The sequence below is a fragment of the Rhodococcus sp. OK302 genome (genome assembly GCF_002245895.1).
Classification (GTDB): Bacteria; Actinomycetota; Actinomycetes; order Mycobacteriales; family Mycobacteriaceae; genus Rhodococcus_F.
Window position 1 is genome coordinate 11,162 of sequence record NZ_NPJZ01000001.1, and the last position, 18,864, is coordinate 30,025.

General features: G+C 61.1%; 18 protein-coding genes. 7 read left to right on the forward strand and 11 right to left on the reverse strand.

Features of this window, described 5'->3' with window-relative positions:
- Window position 1: 1 nt before the first annotated feature.
- The 6 genes from BDB13_RS00055 to BDB13_RS00080 form a co-directional block, all read right to left on the reverse strand.
- Window positions 2-1,798 (reverse strand): acyclic terpene utilization AtuA family protein, encoded by a 1,797-nt coding sequence (locus BDB13_RS00055; protein WP_094269850.1) that lies wholly within the window; start codon window positions 1,796-1,798, stop codon window positions 2-4.
- Window positions 1,795-2,613 carry a TIGR03084 family metal-binding protein gene (locus BDB13_RS00060; protein WP_094269851.1) on the reverse strand — a complete coding sequence of 273 codons (819 nt, stop codon included), beginning with the start codon at window positions 2,611-2,613 and terminating at the stop codon, window positions 1,795-1,797. Before BDB13_RS00060 ends, BDB13_RS00055 begins: the two co-directional genes overlap by 4 nt.
- Window positions 2,613-3,377 (reverse strand): enoyl-CoA hydratase/isomerase family protein, encoded by a 765-nt coding sequence (locus BDB13_RS00065; RefSeq protein WP_094269852.1) that lies wholly within the window; start codon window positions 3,375-3,377, stop codon window positions 2,613-2,615. Before BDB13_RS00065 ends, BDB13_RS00060 begins: the two co-directional genes overlap by 1 nt.
- The gene (locus BDB13_RS00070; protein ID WP_094269853.1) at window positions 3,374-5,380 is read right to left on the reverse strand and encodes an acetyl/propionyl/methylcrotonyl-CoA carboxylase subunit alpha; all 2,007 of its coding nucleotides are present in this window, start codon (window positions 5,378-5,380) and stop codon (window positions 3,374-3,376) included. Before BDB13_RS00070 ends, BDB13_RS00065 begins: the two co-directional genes overlap by 4 nt.
- Window positions 5,381-5,387: 7 nt before the next feature.
- On the reverse strand, window positions 5,388-6,986 hold the full coding sequence (locus BDB13_RS00075; protein ID WP_094274553.1) for an acyl-CoA carboxylase subunit beta: 1,599 nt from the start codon (window positions 6,984-6,986) through the stop codon (window positions 5,388-5,390).
- Window positions 6,987-7,364: 378 nt separating this feature from the next.
- Window positions 7,365-7,775, reverse strand: coding sequence for a hypothetical protein (locus BDB13_RS00080; RefSeq protein WP_094269854.1), 411 nt, complete (start codon window positions 7,773-7,775; stop codon window positions 7,365-7,367).
- Between the two features lie 74 nt (window positions 7,776-7,849).
- Here BDB13_RS00080 and BDB13_RS00085 point away from each other — a divergent pair, with 74 nt between their 5' ends.
- Complete coding sequence (locus BDB13_RS00085) at window positions 7,850-9,301, forward strand: amidase (RefSeq protein ID WP_094269855.1); 1,452 nt, start codon at window positions 7,850-7,852, stop codon at window positions 9,299-9,301.
- Between the two features lie 79 nt (window positions 9,302-9,380).
- On the forward strand, window positions 9,381-10,343 hold the full coding sequence (locus tag BDB13_RS00090) for a GmrSD restriction endonuclease domain-containing protein (protein ID WP_094269856.1): 963 nt from the start codon (window positions 9,381-9,383) through the stop codon (window positions 10,341-10,343).
- Window positions 10,344-10,348: 5 nt separating this feature from the next.
- Here BDB13_RS00090 and BDB13_RS00095 read toward each other — a convergent pair whose 3' ends face one another.
- Window positions 10,349-10,645: a hypothetical protein gene (locus BDB13_RS00095; protein WP_094269857.1), complete on the reverse strand. Its 297-nt coding sequence runs from the start codon at window positions 10,643-10,645 to the stop codon at window positions 10,349-10,351.
- A 101-nt stretch (window positions 10,646-10,746) separates the two neighbouring features.
- Between BDB13_RS00095 and BDB13_RS00100 the strand changes: the two genes are divergently transcribed.
- Genes BDB13_RS00100 through BDB13_RS00110 form a run of 3 tightly spaced genes read left to right on the forward strand, consistent with a single transcriptional unit; the run spans window position 10,747 to window position 13,287 of the window.
- The gene (locus tag BDB13_RS00100; RefSeq protein ID WP_094269858.1) at window positions 10,747-12,237 is read left to right on the forward strand and encodes a SulP family inorganic anion transporter; all 1,491 of its coding nucleotides are present in this window, start codon (window positions 10,747-10,749) and stop codon (window positions 12,235-12,237) included.
- A 1-nt stretch (window position 12,238) separates the two neighbouring features.
- Window positions 12,239-12,628 (forward strand): MerR family transcriptional regulator, encoded by a 390-nt coding sequence (locus BDB13_RS00105; RefSeq protein WP_094269859.1) that lies wholly within the window; start codon window positions 12,239-12,241, stop codon window positions 12,626-12,628.
- Between the two features lie 38 nt (window positions 12,629-12,666).
- Window positions 12,667-13,287, forward strand: a complete 621-nt coding sequence (locus tag BDB13_RS00110; RefSeq protein ID WP_094269860.1) for an L-threonylcarbamoyladenylate synthase — start codon at window positions 12,667-12,669, stop codon at window positions 13,285-13,287.
- A 4-nt stretch (window positions 13,288-13,291) separates the two neighbouring features.
- Here the strand turns inward: BDB13_RS00110 and BDB13_RS32685 are convergent, their stop codons facing one another.
- A complete protein-coding gene (locus BDB13_RS32685) occupies window positions 13,292-13,423 on the reverse strand; it encodes an alkyl sulfatase C-terminal domain-containing protein (protein ID WP_254922644.1) in 132 nt (43 codons plus the stop codon).
- A gap of 26 nt (window positions 13,424-13,449) precedes the next feature.
- A complete protein-coding gene (locus BDB13_RS00115; protein WP_254922645.1) occupies window positions 13,450-14,721 on the reverse strand; it encodes an alkyl/aryl-sulfatase in 1,272 nt (423 codons plus the stop codon).
- A gap of 154 nt (window positions 14,722-14,875) precedes the next feature.
- Here BDB13_RS00115 and BDB13_RS00120 point away from each other — a divergent pair, with 154 nt between their 5' ends.
- Both BDB13_RS00120 and BDB13_RS00125 read left to right on the forward strand, forming a co-directional pair.
- A complete protein-coding gene (locus BDB13_RS00120) occupies window positions 14,876-16,381 on the forward strand; it encodes an MFS transporter (RefSeq protein WP_094269861.1) in 1,506 nt (501 codons plus the stop codon).
- Between the two features lie 56 nt (window positions 16,382-16,437).
- A complete protein-coding gene (locus BDB13_RS00125; protein ID WP_094269862.1) occupies window positions 16,438-17,067 on the forward strand; it encodes a TetR/AcrR family transcriptional regulator in 630 nt (209 codons plus the stop codon).
- On the opposite strand, the gene BDB13_RS00130 is transcribed toward BDB13_RS00125, so the two are convergent.
- Window positions 17,027-17,596 (reverse strand): TetR/AcrR family transcriptional regulator, encoded by a 570-nt coding sequence (locus tag BDB13_RS00130; protein ID WP_094269863.1) that lies wholly within the window; start codon window positions 17,594-17,596, stop codon window positions 17,027-17,029. The genes BDB13_RS00125 and BDB13_RS00130 overlap by 41 nt on opposite strands.
- Window positions 17,593-18,828 (reverse strand): cytochrome P450, encoded by a 1,236-nt coding sequence (locus BDB13_RS00135; RefSeq protein WP_094269864.1) that lies wholly within the window; start codon window positions 18,826-18,828, stop codon window positions 17,593-17,595. Before BDB13_RS00135 ends, BDB13_RS00130 begins: the two co-directional genes overlap by 4 nt.
- Window positions 18,829-18,864 lie beyond the last annotated feature (36 nt).

Below are 18,864 nucleotides of genomic sequence, written 5' to 3' on the forward strand. Positions count from 1 at the left end.
GTCAACCAATCAGCTCGTCGGGAATGTCAGTGTGCCGGGCGCGGAGATACTCGCCGAGGCCTTTCGCTTGCGGATCGGAGCGGGTCGACGACGCGACGCCATCTCCGAGAAATCCGACGACCACGAAGTTGAGTGCCCGCAAGTTCGGGAACTCGTATCGGTGCACCACCAGCCCCTCGGCCTCGGGAACCAGTTTGCGAAATTGATCCACGGTCAGGTGAGCGCGCAGCCAGTCCCAGCGTTCGGCGGTGTCGGTCCATACTCCGACATTGGCCTTACCGCCCTTGTCTCCGGATCGGGCCGCAGCAACGGTTCCGAGCGCTCGACGGGACGTGACTCTCGGAAGTGTCGCTGCAACAGACTCATTGGTGTCGATCTGTTGCGTCGACTCGGCAACGAGTGCACTGTGCGGAATCGTCTCACGCGTACCGTCGGCATGGCAGACCACCTGCTCGACCTCGTCCGCGGGAATCAGCGCCGGCCAGTACACACCGAATTCCGATGCTGACGACGGAGGCGTCGTGGTGTGGAATCCCGCGTAGCCGGCAAGCGACAGTTCGACAACTGCATTGGAGAAGGCCCGGTCGACCTTGGTACGGTCGCGGTCCTTCACTGTTACCCGTAGGTGCGCAACAGCCTGCGCCATCGTCGACGGGTCCTCGACGTCGTAACGAAGCAGTTGCACATCGGTCTCATCGAAAGCGTCTCGGCCACCGAGGATCTCGAAAAGTTCCTCCTGTGCCCACTGCGCCTTCTCTGCGATATCGAGGCCGGTGAGCACCAACGTCATGGTGTTGCGGTAGCCGCCGATGTAATTCATCGCCACCTTCAATGTCGGCGGTGGGGCCGAACCGCGCGTGCCGCACACTCTGACCCGGTTGTCTCCCTCGGACGTGATGGTCAGGGTGTCGAAATGGGCAATCACATCGGGATTCAGGTACGCGGGCGCATCAACTTCGTAAAGCAACTGAGCGGTGACAGTGCCCGGCGAGACGAGTCCGCCGGTGCCGTCCAGCTTGGTGATGACAAAACTGCCGTCGTGCGCGAGTTCGGCGATCGGCGATCCCGGGTATCGACGATCGACGATCTCCGCAATCTGCGAGTAGTTTCCGCCGCACGCCTGCGGGCCGCATTCGATCACGTGGCCCGCCGCAACAGCGCCGGCCAATGCGTCGAAGTCCGTGCGGTCCCACCCGTGCCACCAGGCCCCGACGCCGACCACCAGAGCCGCATCGGTGACCCGTGGGCAGATCACGACATCGGCCCCGCGCTGTAGCGCCGACGCGATACCCCAGCCGCCGAGGTAGGCATTCGCGGATACGGGATCAGCACCGGACTCGGCCAAGGTGATGTCCTTGTCCAGATGCCGGAACTGATGGCCCGCGGCCTGCAGCACTTCAAGTCGAGGCCGTAAGTCATCCCCTTCGATGTGGGCGACGGAGAGGTTCACTCCGGCGTCGGCTGCGACTGCCCGGATCTGCTCGGCCAAGCCGGCGGGGTTCAAGCCGCCCGCATTGACCACGACCTTGATTCCCTTGTCTGCGCAGGTATTCACGACCGCCCGGAACTGCTCGAGGAATGTCTTCGCGTATCCGGTGCTCGGATCCTTCTTCTTCGACTTCCACAGTATGAGCATGGTGAGTTCGGCCAAGTAGTCTCCGGTGACGACATCGACCACTCCGGCGGGATCCGCTAGGGAGCCCTCGACCATCTCCTTGAACGCATCGAAGCGGTCGCCGTAAAATCCCGACACATTCCCGATTCGTACGGGTCTGCGGTGAACTGCGGATTCGGTCATGAGTTTTCTCCCGTCGCAATCGCTGCGGAACTGCGAGATCGGCCAGGCCCGGGTGCGCCGGCGTAGGCCTGGGCGATTCCCATCCAGGACTGTGCCACAACACCTTCCGCTTCGAGAGCGGTATCGGAGAAATTGCGGCGCTGGGTGACGACAAGTACGAAGTCGGCGGCCGGTCCGGTTACGCGATGCTCAGCAGTCTCGGGCCCCCAACTCCAAATCTCCGAAGAGTCCGGTGCCTGTAATTCGACACGTACCGGTTCGGCCGGTACCGCCCGGTCGTTGAGAGTGTGGGAGAAGGCGAAAGTGCTCACACCTAAGTGGGCGATGCTGCGTAGTCCGGCGCTCGGCGGATGAATCACTCCCAGCGTGTCGAAGATGTCCTGACCGTGAGCCCAGGTTTCCATCAGCCTGGCAGTGGCCGACGACGCGACGCTCATCTCGGGCCCGTACCAAGGAATCCGTTTCCGAGAGTCGTTGGCAGCGAAGGCGTCCAAGAGCCCAGCTCGGGATTCGGAGAACCACGTCAGGAGGTCCCCCACAGTCAGGTGTCGATATTCCTCCGCGACCAGGTCGGGAAAGTTTTCTCCACGCGCCATGAGCGCAGTTGCCTCGCGCCGGAACGTGTCGGCATCCGACATCGCGGTGACCGCAGCATCGTCGAAGTACGCCAAATGTGAGACCTGGTCCCGGATGGACCAGCCTTCGGCTGGTGTCGGGGTCTCCCACTGCGGAGGTTCCAAGTCAGTCAGCACATCGCGGATCGCGTCCGATTCGCCGCGCAAGTCGTGCAATAGGGCTGGGTAGTCGACTGCCATTACTTCCCTTTCCACTGTGGGGTGCGCTTCTCCTTGAACGACAGCATGCCTTCTTGGGCATCCTCGCTCAAATAGACTGGCTCCCATATTTGTTCGGCTCGATCAAACGATTCACTGAGCGGATACTCCGCGGTCAACGCGGTAGTTTTCTTCCCGGCCGCGACAGAGAGCGGCGCATTGGCCGCAATCAATTCAGCGAGTTCCTGTGTCCGCTCGTGCAGTTCGTCAGGCTCCGCGAGTTGATTGACAAAGCCGACGTCGTACGCCCGTTGCGCCGTCAGCGGGGCGCCGGTGAGGACCACTTCCATGGCAAGTCGGGGCGGAATCATTCGCGAAAGCGGTGCAGCCCAGGGTGATCCCCGACCGATTTTCGCTTCTGTAATTGCGAATCGAGCTGTTGTGGACGCAACGCACAGGTCGGTTGTCTGCGCCAGCAGGAAGCCTCCACCGAAGGCCACCCCGTTCACAGCCGCGATGGTCGGCTTGTCCACCATGATGTTGCGACCGAACTGGGGAACAAAATCGACCGGTGGCACCGTCAGCTTTGCGTCCGACATCTCCTTGAGATCACCGCCCGCACAGAACGCCTTCTCTCCGGTGCCGGTGATGACAAGGACTTTGGCCGTGTCATCCGTGTTGAAGCGGCGGACCCCGTCGAAGAGTCCGTCGCGCACCGCCTTGTTGAGACTGTTGCGAGCATCCGGGCGATTGATGGTCAGCCAGGCAATCGAATTCCGAACGTCGTAGATAACTTCATCGGTCATTCGATGCCCACCTCGGCCTCGTCCGCAATGATCATCAGCACCTGACCGGCCTCCACCTGCATGCCGACGGCCACGGGAAGCGTCGCGACGATCCCGGACGAAGGGGCACGCACGGTGTGCTCCATCTTCATCGCCTCGAGGACCAGAACGGGATCGCCCAACGCGACCTCCTGTCCCTCGCTCACTTCGATCCGGACTACCGTGCCTGGCATCGGCGCCATCAACGAACCCGGCTCACCTACCGTACTCGGATCGGTAAACCGTTCCACCTCAATCAATTCCGTCGACCCGAGCGCGCTGTCGACATAGTGAGCAGCACCGGACCGGGTCACCCGGTAGCGCCGACGAACACCGTCGATCGCTGCGTCCACCAGCGAACACGACACCTCGATCAGCTCGACCGACTCAGGCTTCCAGTCGCCGCTCTGCGCCGTGACGCCGTCGCGGCCGAAGCGGTAACTCACGTCTATTTCATCGTCACAGCACCGATAGGTGACGGATTGTGGCCCACTGACCAGAGTGCGGAATCCGGAGGGCAGTCCGGGCAGGACCGGAGTGCTTGTCCGGCGGCCTGCCTGCGCGGCCAATGCAGCGACGAGAGCATGAATCTTCCTCGCCTGATCGGCATCTCGCCTGAGCATCAGCTCAGCCGCATCGTGACGAGCGAGATAGCCGGTGTCGGTCTTGCCTTCCCGGAACTCGGATTCGCACAAGATTCCGACAAGCAAATCCCGGTTGGTGGTCACGCCGTGCACGGTTGTCTCCGCCAGTGCGCGCGCCACGAGGTTGCGCGCTTCCTCGCGGTCACGCCCGTATCCGATCACCTTCGCGAGCATCGGGTCGTAGAACGTAGTGACCTCAGATCCGGATCGAAAGCCCGCATCGATTCGGAGACCGGGGAATTCGGGAAATTCCAAGGTAGTCAGCGTCCCGGAAACCGGGATGAACCCCGCAGCCACGTCTTCGGCATACAGACGAACCTCGATGGCGTGCCCACGCGGCGTCACATCGAGCATCTCTTCCGGCAACGGCGCACCGGACGCAACGAGCAACTGTCCACGAACCAGGTCGATACCGGTGACCATTTCAGTGACCGGATGCTCTACCTGCAAGCGGGTATTGACCTCGAGAAAGTAGAACGACCCGTCGGGCGCCATCACGAATTCCACTGTGCCGGCGCCTTCGTAGGCCAATGCCTTGCCGGCAGTGACCGCCGCCCGCCCAAGTTCGGCGCGCAGTTCCGCATCCACCGCAGTCGACGGCGATTCCTCGATGATCTTCTGGTACCGACGCTGGATGGAACATTCCCGCTCGCCCAGGTGCACAAGGGTTCCGTGACTGTCGCCGAAGATTTGCATCTCGATATGGCGCGGCGATTCGACAAACTTTTCGAGGAAGACCGTTCCGTTTCCGAAAGCAGACGCAGCCTCTCGTCGAGCGCTCTGCACCGCCTCGACCAGTTCTGACTCGTCAATGACCATGCGCATACCGCGTCCACCGCCACCGAAAGCTGCCTTGACCAGGACGGGGAAGCCGATACGCCGGGCAGCCTCGATGAGTGCCTGCGGGTCCGCGCTGTCGTCACTGTCGATAGTGATTCCCGGCAACACCGGAACGCCGGCGTCTTCCATGATGCGCTTGGCCTCGATCTTCGAGCCCATCGCCGCAATGGCCTCCGGACTGGGGCCGACAAAGATGATGCCGGCCGCAGCACAGGAGCGAGCGAAACCCTCATTCTCCGAAAGGAACCCGTAGCCAGGATGGATCGCGTCGGCACCGGTTCGCTCTGCCGCCGCGAGAACCAGGTCTCCGCGCAGATAGGTGTCGGCGGGGGCCGTCCCTTTCAGATGCACCGACTCGTCGGCTTCCTGAACATAGGGCGCATTCTGGTCTGCATCCGAATACAGAGCCACCGTGCCGATATTCATCTGCCGGGCGGTGCGAATGATGCGCGACGCGATCTCTCCGCGATTTGCGATCAGCAGTTTGGTGATTGTCGTCATCGAATTCTCACATCCTGAAAACGCCGTAGCCGCGACGGCCGGCGACCTGATTGGAATGGGCAGCGGACAGCGCTAACCCCAGCACCGACCGGGTATCCCGCGGATCTATGACGCCATCGTCATATACCCGCGCCGAGACGAAGAAGGGGTGCGACTCGTCCTCGATCTGCCGCTCGATCTCGGCGGTGCGCTTCGCGTCCGCCTCTACATCGAACTCACGGCCGGCCGACTCCGCCGAGGCTTTGGCAACGATCGACATGACGCCCGCCAACTGCGGCGCACCCATGACCGCGAGTTTCGCGTTGACCCAGGTGAACATGAATCGTGGATCGAATGCACGCCCGGACATTCCGTAGTTGCCCGCGCCGAAAGACCCGCCCATGTTGACAGTGATGTGAGGGACCGTGCTGTTCGTGACGGCGTTGATCATCTTGGAGCCGTCCTTGATGATGCCGCCCTGCTCATATTCCGTACCGACCATGTAGCCGGTTGTGTTCTGCAAGAAGATCAGTGGCGTGTCGGTCTGGTTGGCCAGCAGAATGAACTCGGTGGCCTTCTTGGCCTCCTCGCTGAACAGAACTCCGCGAGCGTTCGCGAGGATTCCGACGGGAAATCCATGTATGGAAGCCCACCCGGTGACGAGGCTGGTACCCCATCGAGGTTTGTACTCCGAGAACCTGGAACCGTCTGCCACCCGAGCGATGACATCGCGGGGATCGAAGGGCGTGCGCGGGTCGCCCGACGCAACGCCGAGGAGTTCAGCCGCGTCGTAGAGCGGCTGGTCGGCGGGCAAGCTCGGGCCGGGACCGAGCTTGCTCCAGTTGAGGTGCTCGAGGATGTCACGGCCGATACGGATGCAATCGGCCTCGTCCACGGCGAAGTGATCCGCCAAACCTGATATGCGCGAATGCATGTCAGCGCCACCGAGAGCTTCGTCATCGGCTTCCTCTCCGGTGGCCATCTTGACCAACGGAGGGCCGCCGAGAAAAACCTTGGCTTGTTTGTCTACGAGAACCGCGTAGTCGCACATGCCCGGCACGTACGCGCCGCCTGCCGTGGAGTTACCGAAGACCAGCGCGATCGTCGGTATACCCATCGACGACATCTCGGTGAGATCGTGAAATATCTTGCCGGCGGAGACAAACAGATCCGACTGGGTCGGCAAGTCTGCGCCACCCGATTCCACCAGGTAGACCACGGGTAGCCGGTTGGTGCGTGCAATCTCCAACGCTCGGAGGTTCTTTCGCAAGGTGTAGGGGTTCATAGTGCCGCCGCGCACCGTCGGATCGTGCGCAATGATCATGCACTCGATACCCGAAACTACGCCCACTCCGGTGACGATGGCTGCGCCGACGTTGAACTGCGTGCCCCACGCCGCCAGTGCCGACAGTTCCATGAACGGGGCGTCACGGTCGAGGAGGAGTTCGATCCGTTCCCGAGCGAGCAACCTGCCACGGTCGTGGTGACGCTGGACGTAGCGCGCTCCACCGCCCGCCGCAACCAGTTCGAGCTGCTCGTCAAGTGCCGCAACAGCGGCAAGTTGGACTACGCGATTCTCTTGATACGTCGTTGATGACGTATCAATTTCTGACTTGATTACGGGCATCCCCACGCCCTTTCGTCTCGAGGTGTCCAGCAGGGCGATGGCCAAGAACACCATTCACCCTTAGTGAATGGGGATACACTAACGGACAAGATGCGGGTTGACTAGACCTGGCGGAGGGGAAATTTCCTCGAACAATGATCCACTAAGCCCACTTTTTGGAGAGCTACCTCACAGCCACCAAAAGAAGTGAATGTCACTGGTGAATTGCGAATTACTTTTGGCGGACTCAGGACGCCTCTCGCAACGTCGACGAAACCCCGGGGTGAGCACGACCCGGACAGATGCATCGGGAGAAAGCAAAATCGACCCGCAAGTTGGGTGCATTCAGTGAAGGCACCCAACTTGCGGGTCGATGAAATTCGGAGCGGACGACCTACGTCAGCAGCTGCCGGCGGCCGCCGCACTGATTCCGCGAGTTACCTCCGCCTGCTCGTCGGCGGACATCTGGGTCCACGCCGGGTACGCCTCGATCGATGTCTGAAGTTCGGCCGCAACCGATTCGCGAGTCGTCCCGCTGGTGTCACCGGACTCTTCGAGGGTCTTCTCGTATCCGTCGATGAACACGAGGACGTCAGCGCATGTCTGAGTATAGTTACGCGAAATCGCTGCTCCGCCACCATAATTCGCGGAATCCTCGGCGGGCGCGGGAGTGCCGGGTGTGGCACTCTGCTCGGCTGCCGCAGATGACGTCACCGTTGCAATCGACGTAGGCTCACCGCCGTCGGATCCACAAGCGACCAACGCCAACAGTGAGAATGCTCCGATAATCCCGGTGATTGTCTTCTTCATCAGACCAGCATGACAGATCCGATTCGCCGCATTTTCACCCAAGCTGTACAAATTTCGATACCCTGTTACATATCATGGCCAAATGTAACGATGCGACCTCGACTGCAGCGCAAATTTCCGTCACCACTGCATCTGCGATGGAGCTGGCTCGATCGATCCGCACCGGCGCTGTCACATCGAGGCAGGTTGTGGATGCCCACATTGCCGTTCTCCGCGCAGGTCACGACCTCGGAGCCATCGTGGCCAACCGTTTCACCCAAGCGCAGGACGAGGCCGATGCAGCAGACCGCTTGATCGCTGCGAGTTCTGCCGACGACGATCTACCCCCGCTACTGGGCGTCCCCTTCACCGTGAAAGAAGCCATTCCTGTTGCCGGCATGCCGTTCACTGCCGGTATGGCGACCCGACGGGGGACCATCTCCACCACGGACGCTCGCGCCGTCGATCGACTCAAAGGCGCCGGAGCGATTGTCATGGGAGTAACGAACACGTCGGAGTTGTGCCTCGGAATCGAGAGTTACAACAGCGTGTACGGACGCACTCGCAACCCGTACGACCCACGCCGAACCGCCGGCGGGTCGTCCGGTGGAGAAGGCGCAGCAGTCGGATCGGGAGGTGCCCCCTTCGGGCTCGGCGCCGATACCGGCGGGTCGATCAGGCTGCCGGCGTTCTTCTGCGGCGTCTTCGGACACAAGCCGTCGCCGGGCCTTGTACCCAGTTCCGAGCAGATCCCCTCACTCACCGCCTACTCGGGCACCGAGGTGGACGCAATGGAATCCATCGGCACCCTCGCGCGTCGAGCCGAGGACCTAATGCCACTGCTCCGCATCCTGTCCGAAAGCGATTTACCCACAACAGAATCCGTAAACCTCGAGGGCCTTTCCGTCATCATCCCCGAAGGAACTACCTATTTCCGACCACTGTCTCCGGAGATGAAAACGGCGCAAGATGCTGCAGCGCAAGCACTCTCGGAGGCGGGCGCGAATGTGCAGCGAGTTCAACTGACAGCTCTGCGTCGCTCCGCACAGTTCTATTTGATCGCCCTCCGCGAGCATGCGGGCACGTCAGTCTCCAACCTGTTCGATTTCTTCGGGGAAGCCCCGGCACAATCCCGACGGCCGTCATGGTCCCGAACCGGCAGTCTCCAGATGACATTGACCATCATCGGCGACAAACTCCCCGGGCTGCTCCCCGCGTCGGCACGTCGTAAGATCACCGACGCCGGCGAGGCACTCGCCGCTGAAGTCCATGCAGCAATGGGCGACGGCGTGATCCTGCACCCCGCCTTCCCTCGTACAGCACCACTCCACAACGGAACTCTTGCGAGGCCTTGGCTTTTCGGAGGTGCCGCAATCTTCAATCTGCTCGGCCTGCCGGTGACGCAAGTTCCACTCGGACTGGACACACGTGGGTTGCCTCTAGGAATTCAGGTTGCCGGTGCAGCCGGAAACGATCACGTGACAATTCGCGTGGCCCTCGAACTCGAACGCGCAATGGGCGGATGGCGCCCACCCGGCCAGGCCTGAGAGTTCACCGCCGATTCAGTCGGGTTTGCCGCAAATGACATACTTGTGGTTTATCTCGGATGGAAATGGACTCTCGCACATGGCAAGCACGACAATCAGTAGGCGCAGCGTAGCTGCTGTATCGATCGGCTTCGCCGCCGCACTGGTCCTCGGAGGTTGCTCCAGTTCAGTAGCCGCCGAAATCGAAACAAACAGTGCTGGTTCAGGTATCGGTTCCGGCATCACGACAACGTCATCCCCGCAAGCAAATATCGACCTCGCCGCGACGTCGTCCGCACTGACACAGCTGGCTCAAATTCCGATCAAGGGACGTGCCCCGAAAACCGGCTACGACCGTGCACTGTTCGGCGTCGCGTGGACCGACGACGTCGACGTCGAGTTCGGCCGCAACGGCTGCGACACGCGCAATGACATCTTGCGCCGCGATCTCACCGACCTCACGTTCAAGGACGGCAACCGGTGCACGATTCAGACCGGAACATTGAATGATCCGTACACCAGCAAGACCATCGCCTTCACTCGCGGGCAGGACACGTCGTCGGCAGTCCAGATCGACCACGTCGTAGCACTGTCCGATGCTTGGCAGAAGGGCGCTCAGCAACTCGACACCCAGACCCGCACCAATTTTGCCAACGATCCGCGTAATCTCCTGGCCTCCGACGGTCCCGCCAACCAGCAGAAATCCGATTCCGACGCCGCATCGTGGTTGCCGCCCAACAAGGGCTACCGCTGCCAGTACGTCACGGCGCAGGTAGACGTGAAAGCTACTTACGGACTGTGGGTGACGCAGGCCGAGCACGACGCCATCGCGGGAGTCCTCCAGGATTGTGGTGGAACTGCACCGACCCAGCAGCCGGTCGCTACGTCGGCTCCCATCGTGACGTCCAAGCCTGTGGTCACGTCTGCTCCGGCGCCGGTGTCGGCACCGTTCAAGAACTGCGCGGCTGCCAAGGCTGCGGGCGCAGCACCGGTTCGTATCGGCGATCCGGGCTACGGCCCGCACCTCGACGGTGACGGAGACGGTGTCGCCTGCGAGAAGTAGACACCTCAGGCGGGACTGTCCTCGATCGTCCACTGCGGATGTTCCCGCCCCGGTGTCACGCTGATCGCGCGATAGGAGTAACCGTCCTGCTCCACTGATTCCCAAGTGAAGTCGACGCTCTCACCGACGATCAGCTCCCGGTAACCACCCCTGATCGTCCGGGAATGCCCCGGCTTCAACTCCGGTAACGCATCGGCCCAGATATGACTGTAGAAGGCCCAGCATCCGCCGGGAGTATCGGCGGATTCGATGACGCCCCAACCCTCTTCGCCATGCCAGATCGAGACAGTTCCAGTGCTCATCGTCCGATGCTCGCATAGTGACCAGGGATCTCACCACCAAATTCGAACCCTACCCTTACGGGAGGGTAGGGTTTGGCCGATCTCGTGAGGATGGAACTCTGATGGCCACAGGCACGCTCGACCACACCAGCGTGCTTGCCGCGCTACGTTCGCCCCGACTTCTGAAGACCGAAGTGCTGGGCGGTCTCGTCGTTGCCTTGGCGCTGATCCCCGAGGCAATCTCGTTCTCGATCATCGCCGGCGTGGATCCGCGGGTGGGATTGTTCGCGTCATTCACGATGGCGGTCACCATCGCGATCGTCGGTGGCCGCCCAGCCATGATCTCGGCAGCAACTGGCGCAGTCGCGCTGGTCGTTGCACCGTTGACCCGCGACTACGGCATCGATTACCTGATCGCCACCGTTCTACTCGCCGGTGTTCTGCAGATCGTGTTGAGTCTGCTCGGTGTGGCAAAACTGATGAGGTTCATCCCGCGGAGCGTCATGGTCGGATTCGTCAACGCACTGGCCATCATGATTTTCATAACCCAGCTCCCCCATCTGATCGACGTACCGTGGATGGTCTATCCCCTACTGGTCCTGTCACTGCTGATTCTCGTGTTACTACCGAAGTTGACGTCCGCCGTCCCGGCACCGCTCGTCGCCATCGTCTTGCTGACCGCGGCAACGATCGTGTTCGCTCTCGATGTACCCAATGTCGGTGACGAGGGCGAACTTCCGTCAAGCCTGCCGAGTTTGATGTTCCCGGACGTCCCGCTGAACATGCACACCCTGTCGATCATTGCACCCTTCGCGTTGGCGATGGCTTTGGTCGGACTTCTCGAATCACTTATGACCGCAAAGCTTGTCGACGACATCACCGACACGCACTCGAACAAAACTCGCGAAGGCTGGGGCCAGGGCGTCGCGAATCTCGTCACCGGATTCTTCGGCGGCATGGGCGGTTGCGCCATGATCGGCCAGACGATGATCAACGTCAAGGTTTCCGGCGCGCGCACCCGCATCTCCACCTTCCTGGCCGGAGTTTTCCTACTGATCCTGGTTGTCGGTCTCGGCGGGCTCGTCGCCAAAATCCCGATGGCCGTGCTGGTCGCAGTCATGATCATGGTGTCCGTCGGAACACTGGATTGGCACAGTATCAACCCGAAAACCTTGCGTCGCATGCCACTCGGCGAGACGATGGTCACGCTCGTGACCGTTGTCGTCACCGTGACGACGCACAACCTGGCCTACGGTGTCATTGTCGGAGTTATCACCGCGATGGTCGTCTTCGCCCGGCGCGTAGCGCATCTGACCGAAGTGGTCGACATTGCGCATCCCGACGAGAACACCCGCGTCTATGCGGTGCGCGGCGAACTGTTCTTCGCGTCGAGCAATGATCTGATCTACCAATTCGACTACGCCGGCGATCCGGAGAACGTGATTGTCGACCTCTCCGACGCTCATATCTGGGATGCCTCCACCGTGGCAACTTTGGACGCGATCACCACGAAGTACGCAGCCCGAGGCAAGAACGTCGAGATCATCGGCCTGGACAAGGCGTCCGCCGAACGCCACGTTCGACTGTCCGGCCAAATGGGGGCGGGCAGCTGACATGGCGAATGAACACATGCAGATCGGCCAGGTAGCCGAACGCACCGAGTTGTCGATCAAAACCATTCGTCACTACGACGACGTAGGACTGGTGACACCGTCGGCGCGCAGCACCGGTGGGTTCCGCCTCTACACCGAATCCGATATCAGTCGACTTCTGGTGATCCGGCGGATGAAACCACTGGGATTCACTCTCGAAGAGATGAAGAGGCTCCTCGATTCCCTCGAAATCCTGGCCGACGCCTCAGACGACTCATCGCACACGGCCGCAACCGAATTCATCGCCGACTGCCACACTCGCGCCGAGGACAGCTGCCGGCATCTGCGCCGGCAACTTACGTATGCCGAGGAGTTGACGGCACTGCTCGCCGAGCACAGTCAGCGGCCGTAACAAACCTGGTACCACGCCCCTGAACTAGGCTTGCCTGTATGGCCCGATACTTCGACGTACACCCTGACAACCCGCAGCCCCGCGCGATCAGTCAGATCGTGGAGATGTTGCGGAACGACGCGGTCATCGCCTACCCCACAGATTCCTGCTACGCCCTGGGCTCCCGGATGGAAAACCACTCGGGGACAGACCGGATTCGCGATATCCGGCACCTGAAATCGGACCACCATTTCACGTTGGTGTGTGCGGATTTTGCGCAGCTCGGACACTTCGTGCATGTCAGCAATTCGGCATTTCGCGCCGTGAAGGCCGCCACCCCCGGGCAGTACACATTCATCCTTCCGGCAACGAAGGAAGTTCCCCGTCGCCTCGCGCATGCCAAGAAGAAGACTGTCGGCGTGCGTATCCCCAGCCACCCCGTTGTCCGAGCTTTGCTGCAGGAGTTGGGTGAGCCGATCCTGTCGAGCACCCTGCTGCTGCCGGGCGCCGAAGAACCGATGACGGACGGCTGGTCCATCAAGGAAGAACTCGACAACCAACTCGACGCCGTCATCGACTCGGGCGACTGCGGTACCGAGCCGACCACCGTCGTCGACTATTCCTCGGGGGTACCGGAAGTGGTTCGTATCGGCGCCGGAGACCCTTCGCGTTTCGAGTGAGCTGTTACGGGGTGACGATATCGAACCAGAGATCGAAGTCCTCGAGTAGCGAGATGAAGGTTTCGAGCTGGGACTGATCGCCGTCAGCCGATGCCGTTCCTCCGGTGATGGATTCGGTAAGTGAGGTCGTTCCCAAGTACACCTCGTTGAACACGGACCGGGTCAGGTCAGTGTCAATGCAGCTGCGACGACGGCCGGACCGGTGGGATTGTTGGACGGCATCGGAGCCAGCGGGTGCCGCAGTTCCATCGCGCCGACGAGGTAGAAGTTTCTCCACGTACCGTTCTCGGCTTGATACCCGAGTTGTTCATAGGTGTCCGCCAACAACTCTCGCGCCTTCTGATTGGTGGGATCGGCAAAGACCAAGTGGTTCACCAACTCTGCAGCCCAGCGGTAGTCGCCGCCGTCGAACGCCTTCCGTCCCTTGTCCAACAAGGCATCCGGTCCGCCGACCGCCTCCACGTACCGTTTCCCGTTCTCGACCGGAGGATGCGGATTCAGATGTGCGGGAACACCGTCGAACCAACCGAGGTAGAAGGTGTAGATCGCCTTGACGTTATGACTGAGTGAGCCGTAGTACCCGCGGTTGTACCACTGCTTTCCGATGGCGTCGGGCACCTCGATCTGGTCCGCGATCTCGACTGGCGTAAGTCCCTTGTTTGCCAGGCGAAGTGTCTGATCGTGCAGATATTTGTACAGATCCGCCTGATCCGAGATGAGTTTGCGGATCTTGTCATTGCCCCACGTCGGCCAATGATGTTGCGCAAAGATGATTTCGACGTCGGGGAAAAGTTCCATCGCGAGCCGCACGTAATGCGACCAGGCTTTGGCGTCGCGAGTCTTGGCTCCGCGCAACGTGTACAGATTGTGCATCGTGTGCGTGACGTCCTCAGCTGAGCCGAGTGCCTTGAAATCAGGTAGATAGAACAGCATTTCGGATGGAGCTTCGGTACCGGGTGCGAGCATGAACGTGACCCGCACTCCGTCGATCACTTCTTCGTGCACCGGTTCGGTGATGACGTTTGTCGGCACAGCGAACGTCGAAGTGCCGTGTGAGGTGGACAGTCCGAGTCCGCCCGAGACCTGCCCCTGCGGGCCTGGCTTCAGGAACGATCCGTACATGTACATGCCACGACGCGTAATCGCTGTGCCCGCCGGGACGTTCTCGGAAATCGCTTCTTCGGTGAAACTGTCCGGCGCATAGACTTTTACGGCGCCGGATGCAATCTCCGCGTCCGTTGCAAATCCTTTGACTCCGCCGAAGTGATCGCCGTGCGAATGGGTGAAGATGATGTTCTTGACCGGCAACTTCGGCCGGTGCTCGTAGTACAACTCGAGCGCGCGGGCCGCTGTCTCCGAAGACATCAAAGTGTCGCCGATGATCAATCCGGTGTCGGCATCTTCATGCTCCTCACGACGCGCGATAAAACACACTTCGGACCACGCAAGCGCGCGTCGTGCCCCGCTCTCGCGGCATCACCCGGAAGGGATGACGATCCTTCGGGAATACGATACGATACCGTTGCGTTTCGTATTTATATCTCGTCAGAACGGCGGGAGACACCCACCCGACGCCAAAGGCAGACTCATGACCGAGACACGCAGTTCAGCCCAAGTACAGAAGGGAACCGGGGCACCACCCAAGCTGGGACTTGCCCTGGTCGTCATCGCGACAGCCCAACTGATGGTGATCCTCGACAGCACGATCACCAATATCGCACTCCCCAGCATCCAAGCTGACCTGGGCATATCTGCTTCCGGCCTGGCCTGGATCGTCAATTCCTACGTACTGGCCTTCGGTGGATTACTCCTCCTCGGCGGACGTTCCGGCGACCTCTTCGGCCGACGACGGATGTTCCGGGTAGGCATCGCCATCTTTACCCTCGCGTCACTGCTCGGCGGCCTGGCCCCCAACGCTGAACTGCTGATCGCAGCTCGCATCCTGCAAGGCGTCGGCGCGGCCATCGCCGCACCCACTGCACTCTCACTGATTGCAACCACCTTCCCCGAGGGCGGACCACGCAACAAAGCGATGGGTGTCTACGCCGCAATGTCGGGTATCGGATCGACGATCGGCCTCCTCCTGGGCGGCGTCCTCACCGACTACCTCGACTGGCGCTGGATTTTCTTCGTCAACATCCCCATCGGCATCGCCCTGCTGATCGGCACCAAGATTCTCCCCGCCGGTGAACGCGCCCGCGGACGCCTCGACATCCCCGGAGCAATCACCGGAACACTCGGACTGGTGTCCTTGGTCTACGGCATCACCCGCGGCGGCGAACACGGTTGGACAACCCCGTCCACACTGATGTGGTTCGGACTAGCCGTGGCCCTTCTGATCGCCTTCATCGCAGTGCAGCGTCGATCGGATCACCCGATGATGCCGTTGCGAATTCTTGCCGACCGCAACCGATCCGGTTCGTACGCATCGATGTTGATCATCGGCGCGGCAATGTTCGCGATGTTCTACTTCCTCTCACTGTTCATGCAGCAGGTATTAGGCTTCTCACCGATCCAGACGGGTCTCGCCTACCTGCCGTTCAGCCTCGGCATGGGTCTCGCAACAGGTTTGGGTTCAGCACTCGCCGGTCGCGTCGCACCTCGCATGTTGGCCGGGCCCGGCATGATCGTCGCCGCTGCAGGCATGACCTGGTTCGCTTTCCTCGAACCTGATTCGTCGTACCTCACCCACCTGATGCCGGCCATGTTCGTCACCGCCGCCGGTCTGGGTATCAGCTTCCTGCCGATGACACTCGGCGCTGTCTCCGGCGTCAGCAACTCCGACGCCGGAATCGCGTCAGCGTTGCTCAGCACCGCTCAACAGATCGGTGGCGCAATGGGATTGGCGATTCTGTCAACCGTGGCGACCAACTCGGCAAACTCCACATTGCCGGACGCCGACAGTGCCTACTTCGAAGCGCTGGGCACCGGCGATCAATCGCTGCTGACGCAAGCTTCTGCAGCGATGACCGACGGATTCACCTCCGCGTTTGTTGTCGCGGCCGGACTGTTGATAGTGGGCGCCGCAGTCACGATGACCACGATCAACGCGAAACCCCACACAGCCAAAGATGCGCCCGTACACGTCGGATAGGTGGCAATGACAAGATAGAGAAAAGATCTGAGACTACTGATGCTGCGAGGGAGACCATGACAACGCCGACACCGAAGGCTGGTCGCCCTCGCAGCATCACTCGTGAGCGTGATCTGTTGATCGCAACGCAAGACCTGCTGGCCGAGGTTGGCTACGACCGCCTGACCATCGATGCAGTCGCCGCTAAATGCGGCGCAGCCAAAACTACGGTGTACCGAAGATGGCCTGGCAAAGCCGAATTGGTGACTGCAGCTATCACACAACTGCACGAGGTCGACGAGGCTCCGGACACCGGAGATCTTCGAAACGACTTGATTCTCATGGCCGCAGCCTGGCTCGATCCCGATTCACGACGCGACCGCGTGGTCAGCGGACTTCTCACCGCAATGAATCACGACGACTCCTTACGCGTCGCAGTCCTCGATGCAGTGGCTGCTCCGCGCGGTGCCGCGTTCCACGCGGTGATCGACGCAGCACTGCGACGCGGGGATATCGACGGCGGCTCCGACTTCGAACTCGTCGGAACCGCCATACCTGCCATCATCTTTCACCGAATCTCGATCATGGCCCAGCCTGTCGATCGCAGTTTTGTCGAGCATCTCATCGACTCGATCGTCCTGCCCGCGCTGCTCCATCCCCGAACTGTCAGGACGAACCAGCCGGGTCACGCGCCAACACTGCGGTAACGAACTCCCGCACCAACGCGCGCTCGTCCTTCTCGTCGGCGCCGGGCACCATGAGAAGCGACAGGATCACCCGGACGATCCACTTTGCCCGCGAGACACTGGCACCGTCGACCTCTCCGAGCATCGCCGTACCCAACCCGTTGATGACGTCGGATGAATTAGCCAGCTCACCAGCGAGACTCGCGTCCCCGGGAGTAAACCACGCTGCGAGCGTCGGAGTACTTCGCACTGTGGATATCGATGACAGAATTGCAGTTTCGAGCCGTTCTCGTGGATCACTGATCGCCGCAACAGATTCCGCGATGGCCGCACCCAGCGTGCGCGCTTCACGGTGGACAAACGCAATGTGCAGTGCTTGCCGGTTCTCGAAATACCGATACAGGGTGGCGCGGGAACATCCTGCAGCAGAAGCTATTTCCGACATCCCGACAGCATTGACACCCTTCTCCACAAACAGCTGCGCCGCACTGTCGAGAATCTTCTCGGCCGCCGCCAACGCACGGCCGTCACCGAGCCAGTCGCCACTCACGGTCGGCTCACCGTCATCGGAGCGCTCAGCGGCCGGCGCACGTAATTTCCGGGCGCCCACGCCATGGCATCGGCGTCGACGTGAAAATCGGGAATACGAGCCAGCAACTCCTCCAAGGCAACTCGCGCCTGCATACGCGCAGCCGACGCTCCCAGACAGTGATGGGCACCGTGACTGAACGTCAGGATCTTCTGGGGATGGCGCAATACATCCAACTCGTTGGCATCCGGACCGTACTTTTCAGGATCACGATTGGCGGCGCCGTACATCAGCCGCACTTTGCGTCCCGCGGGAATAACCTTGCCGCCCAATTCCACATCTCGCGTCGTGGTGCGCGCCAAACCTTGCACCGGAGACGTGAGGCGCAGGAGTTCGTCGACCGCGTCGGTGATCAATTCCGGATCATCGATGAGGATTTGACGCTGGTCCGGGTTTTCGGTCAGCATCGCCGCCGAACCGCCCAACATCCCTGTCGTGGTGTCGTTTCCGCCGGCGACCATGGTGAACGCAAAACCGAGAATCGACAACAGCCCAGTCATGTCGCCCTCTTCGCCGAGACCAGCAGCCAGAAGGTGGGAGATCGTATCGTCGCCCGGCTCCACCTTGCGACGCTCGATCAGCGAAGCGAAATACATCATCAGCTGGCCGGTAGCCTCCTGCGCTGTCGTCGCAGCCGCGGCCACACCACCCGCCGAGCTCGCGGACACAATCGCGTCGGTCCAGCCGTCGAACTGATCACGATCCGACTCCGGCACACCCAGATAATGCGCAACAACCATCGAAGGCAGCGGCTTGAACAGTTCTACGACGATGTCACCACTACCGCGCGCTTTCAATGCCTCGAGACGCTCGACGACAAACTCCCGGACCATCGGCTCGACCGCGGATACCTGACGCGGAGTGAACCCCTTGGACACCATGCGACGGAACTCCGACTGCGCCGGCGGATCCTGCATCACGAACGGCGGATTGTCCTGCATCCCGATTTGTTCCAACTCACCGTAGACGGTGGTCAGCCCCTTGGCTGACGAGAAAGTCTCGTAGTCACGGGCAGCGTTGTACACGTCTTCATGGCGCGTCAGGACCCAGTAGTCGTCGCCCGGCGCCTCCTCCGGAACCACACGATGTACGGGATCGTGCTCGCGCAACGCGTCGTACATGGCCCAGGGCGAGCGCCACGACTCCCCGGACGAAGGGACAAACACTGGTGAATGTGACACGGATGCAGTCATGGCTCGACTATGAGACAAAAGTGCCAATGTGTCAAT

Coding starts and splice junctions, on each gene's coding strand:
- BDB13_RS00055 (WP_094269850.1), bottom strand. CDS start 1,798: ATGACCGAATCCGCAGTTCACCGCAGACCCGTACGAATCGGGAATGTG.
- BDB13_RS00060 (WP_094269851.1), bottom strand. CDS start 2,613: ATGGCAGTCGACTACCCAGCCCTATTGCACGACTTGCGCGGCGAATCG.
- BDB13_RS00065 (WP_094269852.1), bottom strand. CDS start 3,377: ATGACCGATGAAGTTATCTACGACGTTCGGAATTCGATTGCCTGGCTG.
- BDB13_RS00070 (WP_094269853.1), bottom strand. CDS start 5,380: ATGACGACAATCACCAAACTGCTGATCGCAAATCGCGGAGAGATCGCG.
- BDB13_RS00075 (WP_094274553.1), bottom strand. CDS start 6,986: ATGCCCGTAATCAAGTCAGAAATTGATACGTCATCAACGACGTATCAA.
- BDB13_RS00080 (WP_094269854.1), bottom strand. CDS start 7,775: ATGAAGAAGACAATCACCGGGATTATCGGAGCATTCTCACTGTTGGCG.
- BDB13_RS00085 (WP_094269855.1), top strand. CDS start 7,850: ATGGCCAAATGTAACGATGCGACCTCGACTGCAGCGCAAATTTCCGTC.
- BDB13_RS00090 (WP_094269856.1), top strand. CDS start 9,381: ATGGCAAGCACGACAATCAGTAGGCGCAGCGTAGCTGCTGTATCGATC.
- BDB13_RS00095 (WP_094269857.1), bottom strand. CDS start 10,645: ATGAGCACTGGAACTGTCTCGATCTGGCATGGCGAAGAGGGTTGGGGC.
- BDB13_RS00100 (WP_094269858.1), top strand. CDS start 10,747: ATGGCCACAGGCACGCTCGACCACACCAGCGTGCTTGCCGCGCTACGT.
- BDB13_RS00105 (WP_094269859.1), top strand. CDS start 12,239: ATGGCGAATGAACACATGCAGATCGGCCAGGTAGCCGAACGCACCGAG.
- BDB13_RS00110 (WP_094269860.1), top strand. CDS start 12,667: ATGGCCCGATACTTCGACGTACACCCTGACAACCCGCAGCCCCGCGCG.
- BDB13_RS00120 (WP_094269861.1), top strand. CDS start 14,876: ATGACCGAGACACGCAGTTCAGCCCAAGTACAGAAGGGAACCGGGGCA.
- BDB13_RS00125 (WP_094269862.1), top strand. CDS start 16,438: ATGACAACGCCGACACCGAAGGCTGGTCGCCCTCGCAGCATCACTCGT.
- BDB13_RS00135 (WP_094269864.1), bottom strand. CDS start 18,828: ATGACTGCATCCGTGTCACATTCACCAGTGTTTGTCCCTTCGTCCGGG.